This window comes from Calothrix sp. CBUCES-K 9914 (assembly GCF_059640475.1).
In genome coordinates this window covers 1-8,880 of record NZ_JBXXZH010000330.1, presented here as the reverse complement: position 1 = coordinate 8,880, position 8,880 = coordinate 1, and the positions used below count along the sequence as shown (strand labels likewise).

Genomic DNA, 8,880 nt, shown 5'->3' with positions numbered 1-8,880 from the left:
TAACGCCAAATACAGTGCTTTCACGCACCATTAATACGTTAAGTAAGCAACATTCCACCCTACGTTATTTAAATTGCAATTTTTATGCTTAATTCGGTTTTCTGGAATAAAAAGTAGTGAAAACCGAACAAAAAGGCGCCTGTGCATCGTTAATTTGACTATCCACCTTCGCCCAATCCTAGCAACCAAGCATCTAAATCTGCCATAGTGGCAAAACCAAACAACGCGACACCTAGTAATTCAAGCTGATCCAACGACAGAACAGAAACGCGCGAACGAATTGATTCATCCAATTCGCCTAGTTTTATAGTCAACTGTCGAAGAATTAAAGAGCGCTCCCGTTGCAGAGCTACTTGTCGCTCTTCTTCTCGTCCTTGCTGCATTGCTTCTAAGCGTGCTGTCATCTCAATGGCATACCAATCTCGGTAAACCTTTAAACTCGCTTGATAACTGCGATTTTCTTCAACAGTAAAGTTGGCAATCTCTGCTACCTCAAATAGTTCTTCAAACACTTCCTCCTGTAACTTTGGTGGTGGTTCGTCTAACTGGGGTAAGTGGCGAAACAGAAATAGCCATTTGTCAAAATGCGTCTGCAACTGCTCTAATGTCTTTTGAAACTTCGGCAATTCAATGTAAATAAACTTTAGCTTGTCATAAAAAACACGGCACTCTTGGTCTTTTAGTTCAACGATGTGCAAAAATGTTGGGTCGTTTTTATGGTCATCAAAAATAAAATCGAGCATTCCCACCAAATACACAGGGGCTAGTTCGTAGCTCCATTCTCCTTTCTCAGCTTGCTCTTGAATTGGAAAACTGGCATAGTACACACTACGGTCTTTGAAGAAGTTTTGCTTGACTTTTTGGAGTTCCACAATAAAGCGATCACCATTTTCTGCCTCACAGTACACGTCAAAAATCGCTTTGCGATCCAATATTGTGGCGCCCAGGTTCTCTAAATTTTTGAACGTCACATCCCGAATTTGGTGATAGTCTGGTAGCAAGGTATTCAAAAAATCAATCAACAAACGTTTATTTGGCTCCGACCCTTCATACGCGCTTGAAGCCAAAATCTGTTAGTAAGCTAATATATCGCTCTCGTCGGGAGGATGCCATAACGCTCGAATGCCATAGGGACTGTACATTTATATTATAAATTATAAGTCTATCTCCCCAAATCAAATGCAAACGGTGGTAAAGTTGTTTCAACCCCATCCATCAAGCTTACACTTACTAAAAACTTTTCATCCCAATTACCAACGACACGGGTAAATATATAAGTATCACTAGTCCGCGCGTCTAATCCCCGTTCTTCTAAAATCCCCGTTTGGTCGCTGACCCTAAGTTTAAACTTCTGATATAGAGATAATTCAAGAGCAGTCAAAAACATCTGTGCTTTATCACCCTTTTTTCGTTGTAATAGTCTCACCTTTGATTCTGTAACTTTGGCTAAAGCAGATTGCAAACTAATCTGAAGTTGATGGCGATAATACTGCAAAAACTCAGATTGCTCCTCGTTGGAATCCGTAACATTGCTGCTAGAGGGAGCAGGAATTGTCTCTAATAAAGAATTATAATCGCCTTCATTCACAGCGTCTAGGGATTTTGCTGGTAAGGCGCCACCCCGAACATAAATTCGGTACTCACGTAGTTGAGAAGCCAGTTTTTTCAATTTCATCATCACAGTTTCAGCATCAAATAATCGACCTACTTTATCATTGACATTTTGGGCAATATCTTGTAAATGTTCAAAAGTCGGTTCAGCACATGTACTCCTAACCCTTTTTCTAATGTTTTGTAGCCTTTGAACGCGGTATACTGTATGATAACTATGTAACAAAGTTTGTGCTTCTTGAATTTCTCCATGACTTAAAGTATGAAACTCCTTAAGAATGCGTTCTAATTGTTTAGGTTGAGTATCGTTTAAAATCGCCCAATCGCTAATCAAGTGAACACCGCGTTCCAACAAAAATTTATTTAGTTCAGGATGCTGTTTAACTCTCATCATTGCCCAAGTAGCCAAACTACTTTGCTGCGAATCAAAACTCTGAAGAATCTTACGAGAAAAACATTTATAATCACCTACTGGCGATAATTTACCATCATCATCAAAGATAAAATATAAATCGCTACAATTAAAATTATACTTTTCACCAAAGTTTCTTTCTAATCGTAGGCATCCTTGCTCTAAAATCTTAGAAACAAAGCACAGCAAACAACGCTCCGCAAGCAAAGCTGTCTCGCTAGGTGCATTCTGATACAAATGTAATAATTGACGGGGAATGTTATCAAACAAGTTTCCTAAATAAAATATTAAGTTCAGGAACTTGATTGAGTAGAAGCACTTTAAGCTAGTAAAAGTAATTATGCTGTCTCCTCCAAAACCTCAACAAGATACAAAATCTCAATTTGACACTATCATCAGTTGGTTAAACAATGTTATCGCGCGTCGAGTTGCCATTTTGGTGTTTGTAGTCTCTTTTATCGGATTCTGGACTTATCAAATTGATATTACTCTACCAAATCCACCAAGTCTACAAAAAACTTTAACTCCATCTATTCAAGCAACTGCACAGCAAATAGGTTCCTATGATGTTTTAGGAGAGGTAGTTAGTAAAGATGATGCTGCAAGTTTACTACAAACTGATGCAGGCCGAGAGTTTCTTTCACCACAAAATGGTGCTGTTGAAGTTAATGAAGATTTAATTAAATTGGGACGCAAGTCCTTTTACCAAGAAACTTTTGGAAATGAAGTTTTCTTGACTGATGTAACTGGGATATTAAATGGTCCTCTAAACATTGGGAACTTAACAAAGGCTATTTTAGCTTTGAAGGGTGGACACACTACAAACCTGCAAGTTGAAATGGATAGAGATATGCGGGTTGGAAATCGTGATTTAAAAAAGGGAGATATTATCAATACTGGACTTGATGTACCTACTGGTTCATTGTTTCCTCTTGGAGTTGTGGCAAATATCAATAATGGTAAAGTACGTGTAGGTATTACTTGTGCATCATGTCATGCCAGAGTTGATGATGAGGGTAAGATTATTGAAGGCGCCCCGAATAATGATTTAGATACGGGTACAATATTGGCGTTAGCGAGTAATTCAGCTTCGTGGTTTCGACAAACTGGTGTAAACCCGCTAAAAATATCTTCGGGTGAAGCGACTTATATCGATGCGGATGGAAAAACCGCGCGTTTGCCAGATAGTAAAGCTTTAGAGGATGCAGTTGATGAACAATTATTAAGTTGGGCGCCTGGTAATTTTGATTCAAGCGGTGATAATAAGAATAATCCTGCACAAAATCCATCATCGTACACTTTAGGCGCCCATCCATATGGTTGGAGTGGTTTTTCGCAAATAGGTTGGTTCAAAGGACTAACTACACTCAACAGCAATGTTCATGCTACAAATTCTGATTTAACAACAGGTGCTGATTCAAGTCAAGATTTACTAGGTATTGATAAAGAAACATATTTAGGCGTTTTGCTTCAAAATTCGGCAAACACTAAATTTAAACTACCACAAGGCGCCAAACCAAGCGAATTCTTCAAAAAAGTTGACACAACTCCTGGTACACCAGCACTGAATCAAGTTATAGTAATGCCAGGATTTCCAAAGGGTTCAAGATTTGTCCTTGATGGGTTAATGGCAAACTCCCCTGGAATGCCAGTAGGAAAACAACTCAATGGAATGTCAGCATTTCAAAACTCACTGGCGCCACCAGCTTATGCAGCAAATGTAGAATCAACACAACGTGGAGCTAAAATATTTAGTAATGCAAGTTGTGTAAGTTGTCATAGTGGACGCTACTTTACGAACAACCACGTCATCTCACAACAGGAAATAAAAACACAACCGTCACGCGCGTCTGCACTCGCGAAGTTTCCAAAGGTATTCGTCAAACCCCAAACTTATACTCCCGACACAACAACTCCATTACCACAAAACATAACTGTTCTAAATGTCCCAACAGATACAGTATCTGAACAAGATTACAAACTTGCTTATGCAATTGGTAATAATGGGGGTTATAAAGTACCTAGTTTAATCGGTTTGCATGTAACGGCGCCATATTTACACGATGGAGGAGTTGCCGTAAGTAAAAATGCACTCCAAGTTACCGAACACGATTATCAAATTACTAATCCAAACGAACTAGGTTTATCAGGAACGGTATTAAAACAAATAGTACCAGATGCAGGTGCCAGTTTACGCGCGCTGATCGACAGAAACCTTCGTGAGCAAGTTGTCGCAGCAAACCGAGCAGAACCAACTTTAGTGTTATCGAACGCAGATGGTAGTGGACACAACTACTGGGTAGATAAACAAGCAGGTTTCAGCACCCAAGACCAAAATGATTTAATCGAATATTTACTCTCACTTGATGGTAATCCATGATGTTGGAAATTTGGCAACGGTGCTATTCCTGTAACGGATAAGTTATTCTTTACCAACAAAAGTTTCCTGTGGTAAAAAATATCAATTCCAACAGAGTACACAGAGTAAAAATGGAATTCCTCCATCTGAACTGACTGAGAAATAAATCGCGTGCGTGTGAGTGCGTTTTGATTAGATATATGTGGAGGCATCATAATATCATGTCTCTACATTTTTTTAGATAAAGAGGGTTATTTTATTTCCTGAATTCTTAGATAGAACTTCAAGAAGTGGTTGCTGATGCATAAATTGGCGCCGTTATGCTGACAAATTGATAAAACTACATCTCAAAAACGGTAAAAAAATTGATTACTTGTTTATAATCCCGCTGAATTATTACAATTTCGAGGTGGAGAATACGCAAAACAACTACGTTGGACTGAAGGGTTTGAGGTTTTTGAGCAGGTAGATACTATTTTTTTGTACACAGAACAAAGAAATTATAGAAGATATCTGACGCGACCGTTTGTCAAAATGGCGCCTGTTTCATTCAGATATATTATTAGGTATAATTAAACTAAAAATATTGGGTTTCCCTTCGGGACACTACGTGAACGCAAAGCCTTCACCCAACCTACAATCTAAAAATTTGTGAGATATGAAAAAAGGAATCAATAACAAAATAGTTCTTTAGTACTGTTATAGTTAGAATAGTTAATATTAAATGGTGCTTCGGAGTACTACAATAAGTTTGCTGAGTACTAGCACAAAAAATAGTCAAGCGAAGGCGCGAATTATTATTGGCATAAAATAAATATTTTCTATACAATAATGATAACCTCAAAATTGAAATTAATTTAGGAAGTAGACTGTATCAATATGGCGAGAAAGAAAATAACGAAGTCCGAAGAGCGCAAGACATCAGCTAAGGAAGTCAAACAAGTCAAACCTGAAGAGCGCAAGGCACCAGCTAAACAAGTCCAACAAATTAAACCCTTAGAAGGCGAGGCATTAATTAGTAAAGTCAAAGAAATGCCGAATAGCAGTAAAGAAGAAAAAGCTAGAGCCTGTGGCTACTATAGTGTCACAAAAAATGGTATAGAGCGAGTTAACATGATGAAATTTCTCAATGCTCTACTTGATGCAGAAGAGATATCATTTGATACCCGTTCAGATGAGCATGGTCATGTCGGACGCAGCGCTAGCTACCGAATTGCAGTACAGTCTAACGGCAATTTGCTAATAGGTTCAGCTTATACAAAACAGTTAGGCTTGAAACCAGGAGACGAATTTACCATCAATATAGGTAGAAAGCACATCAAATTGGTAGCAACTTCAGGGCAAGAAGAAAACCCAGACGAACTCGCAGCTTAAAAGCAAATGCAAGTAAATGACAATGGGCGCCCTTAGCTTTATTGCCAGCAAGCACTTTCTTCAGGCGCCTGTTCTGGAGCGTCTACATGAAACAATAGAAAAACGATTCCTTTAAGTCGTTGAGTAGTTGATGTGTCAGATGAAATAGTTCACTTGTTCGACAAATAATTTTGAACAGAGCTAAGATACCCAGGTTTTGATTATGTCTTGTTAAATTTGAAATCACAACAGCGTAGTCGATATTAAGTTTTATCACTACGCTGTTTTTGCGTTATATACCCAAATTGGGTCACTGTCCTTTACGTCTTTCTTGCAAATCGACATAAAACAAGAGAATTGCCAGTAAAATATAGCCAATAGCCCAAGAGGCGCCAGTTCCCCAGCCGAAATTCACAACTGTATCGGCAACAGTCCAACGATAGCTATGCATCAACCCAACCCAGGAAATTACAGCAGCAATCACAGACCAGTAGGCGCAGGTGCGAAACCTACGCTCAATAATATAAACTGTCATGCCAGCTAAAATCATGGCGGAAAAAATAAACCCCTGCTCAAGAGCAAAAGCCCCATCAATATAGGTATCGCTCAACTTAAACTGCTCAATCAAGGTTGGTGTGAAAGGTCTTTCCACTGTTCCCAAACCTGCTGCCCGGAGTGCATTTTTAGCTATTATTGCAGCCCAACCAGCAATCCCTGGTAATAGACCAACAACCACAGCAGGTGCATGGTGCAATGGGGTAGCTGTAAAGCTTTGAGCAACAATTACAATCCCAATCCACAACACAATTGCCATCCCAGCTTCAACCGGGACAAAGTAAGCCAGCATCGCCACAGTTCCAGTTAGACAAATCAAGCCCATGACTATGCCATTGAGTATAGAATAACCAACTCTTGCTCCTAAAGCTTTCCAGCCGGGATGACCAATATAAAGAGTAGTTGGAAAACAGGAACCACAAATAGCAGCAACCAATGTACCTATACCATTTACCATTAGACAGGGAGCTACAGGATAAGCATCGCCCGCAGCTTCCGCACTTTCCAAATTCTGAAGACTGCCAACAAGATTAAATAACCCCATTGGTAGAATGATGCTGAAATATTCGACCAAAACTGAACGACTACTCCATAATTTTCCTAAAGCTAAATAAGGGAAATAAAACCCAATTGGTTGCAGGGAAGCAGCAAACTTAACATTGTCCCAACTGGCCAAACCTGTTCCCCAGGCAAGGGCAATTCCCAAGAGAACAGCCAACAAGCCCCCAGGTATGGCAAATCGCACTCGCCCAAAATACGTCAGCAGAATTACACCAAGAGGTACTAAGCCGACGATGGGATTGGCAAAAGTCCGAAATAGAAAACCAATGGCAATAAAAGTGAGCGCAATACCGCCCAAAGTTGAAAGCAATGCTGCACGAGGGGTAAGGCGCCGAAGTGCGGAGCCAAACCAAGCTCCAGCAAATTCGATCAAACCGGAACCAAAGCAAGCCACAAGTCCTGCTTGCCAAGATAATTCCGCAGCTTGTGTACTAGAAGCACCACCAGAAATTGCCGCCAATTTTACAGGCAGCATCACCAGAAAAACATAAGCAAAAAGGCTGACGGTGTTAATACCATAGGGTAAAGCAGTAATATCGTCCCGCTGCTCACGTTTACCTTGCTCTTTGGCTAGCCATGCGTAATAAAAGTTGCCTACAATCAAACTAAAGGCAACTCCTGGCAAAATCCGCCCATAAATTAGTGAGGCAGGAAAACCAAGCACTCCTTGACACAAATTGACAATCAATAAAATTTGAATAAAATTATCAAGTGCCAATCCAAATAAACCATCAATGTCACTGCGAACGAACCAACGGGGGACTCTGGCTGTAGCGATTTCCATTGTTTTACTGTAGATATAGTTAATGACAAATTTTTCTCAAAAAACTTTACCACCTGTGCCCAAACACTAATTAGCTTCTCCAATTAGCGTAAACTATATATCTAAAATAGACAGGTGCAATTATTTGATGCACCAAGGCAAAAATTATGTTTCAAATATGTTCTCCTTAATGCTATATACTGAAAATGCGTATAACTTTACTTTCAACAAGTATCAAAATCTTTAAGATGCTATTGACAAAAGTCTAGATTTTACGCGTTTGCAGTATAATTTATAAAGAATTGCTATCATCTTCATGTATTAGCGAAACTGTGTGGCGCCTCAATTTAGTACCACGTCTGAATTTTACTTGTGAGCAAAGTTAGACGGGTCTTGGTCTCGTCGATGATTAGTAGGAATGGGGGCTGGCTGTCCATCACCTACAAGGGAGGCAGTTTTCTCCAAGGCTTCCCTCAACCTCTTGGCTGCATAGATGGACATGTCTCGCGGTACATTTATGCGATCACGTAAATATCGTAGAGCGACATCAGAACCCGATGGAGGTAAGCAGTCTTCGCCAGTCATCATGTATGTTAAAGCACAACGGAGGGCTTGATCGAACAATTTATCATCGGCGGGGTTAACTCGGATAATATTGATGTGGTGTTCGATAGTTCGTTTCAGAGCTTCCATGCGGGAGTTTTCGGGTTCTGGATAAGTAACATCTGGTAGCCCAAACCAGGGACCATTATCCACGCGCGCTTTATTTAGAAGCATTTGGGTTTCGCCGTTTTCCCAACAACCTCCCATCTGGGGCGGCAAATCATGTACATGGGTGTGAAAATCGCTTTGAGTACCGCAGTAGGCTGGTCGGGTTTCCATTGCCGCAAACCATGCCTTAACCCGTGGATTTTCCTCCCGTAGAGAATAACCTTTGTAGTAGTAAAGACTCGCATTCATCCTTTCAATATAAGGCGTAAAGATGACATCAACGGTTCCAAAGTCCGATAAAAAATAAGGTCCTGGGGTGCGACCCAAAGCTTCCTCGACTTTAGCCACCACTCCTATAAATTGTTCTCGGTTGCGTTGTTCTTGTTGAGAGGAACCTGCTCTTGTACACAACCAAGCGCACCAGGCTCTAAATAATAGTCGTTCTAATTGACGTAGAGGAAGCACCGCGCGGTCTTCCATTCCTTGGTTTAATGCTCCAAAAACGTTTTCCAAAGCGAGCAAAATGTCATCGCTCTCCTTAATAATACGTCCATC

6 protein-coding genes are annotated in these 8,880 nt (G+C 40.2%); 2 read left to right on the top strand and 4 right to left on the bottom strand.

The window, feature by feature from the left end:
• Window positions 1-158: 158 nt before the first annotated feature.
• Complete coding sequence (locus AC2JBO_RS40035) at window positions 159-1,067, bottom strand: Rpn family recombination-promoting nuclease/putative transposase (RefSeq protein ID WP_496959195.1); 909 nt, start codon at window positions 1,065-1,067, stop codon at window positions 159-161.
• Between the two features lie 95 nt (window positions 1,068-1,162).
• Window positions 1,163-2,293: a hypothetical protein gene (locus AC2JBO_RS40030; protein WP_496959194.1), complete on the bottom strand. Its 1,131-nt coding sequence runs from the start codon at window positions 2,291-2,293 to the stop codon at window positions 1,163-1,165.
• 70 nt (window positions 2,294-2,363) lie between these two features.
• Between AC2JBO_RS40030 and AC2JBO_RS40025 the strand changes: the two genes are divergently transcribed.
• Both AC2JBO_RS40025 and AC2JBO_RS40020 read left to right on the top strand, forming a co-directional pair.
• Window positions 2,364-4,403, top strand: a complete 2,040-nt coding sequence (locus AC2JBO_RS40025; protein ID WP_496959193.1) for a hypothetical protein — start codon at window positions 2,364-2,366, stop codon at window positions 4,401-4,403.
• Window positions 4,404-5,261: 858 nt separating this feature from the next.
• Window positions 5,262-5,756 (top strand): AbrB family transcriptional regulator, encoded by a 495-nt coding sequence (locus tag AC2JBO_RS40020; RefSeq protein WP_496959192.1) that lies wholly within the window; start codon window positions 5,262-5,264, stop codon window positions 5,754-5,756.
• Window positions 5,757-6,045: 289 nt separating this feature from the next.
• Here AC2JBO_RS40020 and AC2JBO_RS40015 read toward each other — a convergent pair whose 3' ends face one another.
• On the bottom strand, window positions 6,046-7,635 hold the full coding sequence (locus tag AC2JBO_RS40015; RefSeq protein WP_496959191.1) for an NCS2 family permease: 1,590 nt from the start codon (window positions 7,633-7,635) through the stop codon (window positions 6,046-6,048).
• Window positions 7,636-7,980: 345 nt separating this feature from the next.
• Window positions 7,981-8,880 (bottom strand): glutathione S-transferase family protein (locus tag AC2JBO_RS40010; protein ID WP_496959190.1); only part of this gene is annotated, 900 nt, incomplete at its 5' end.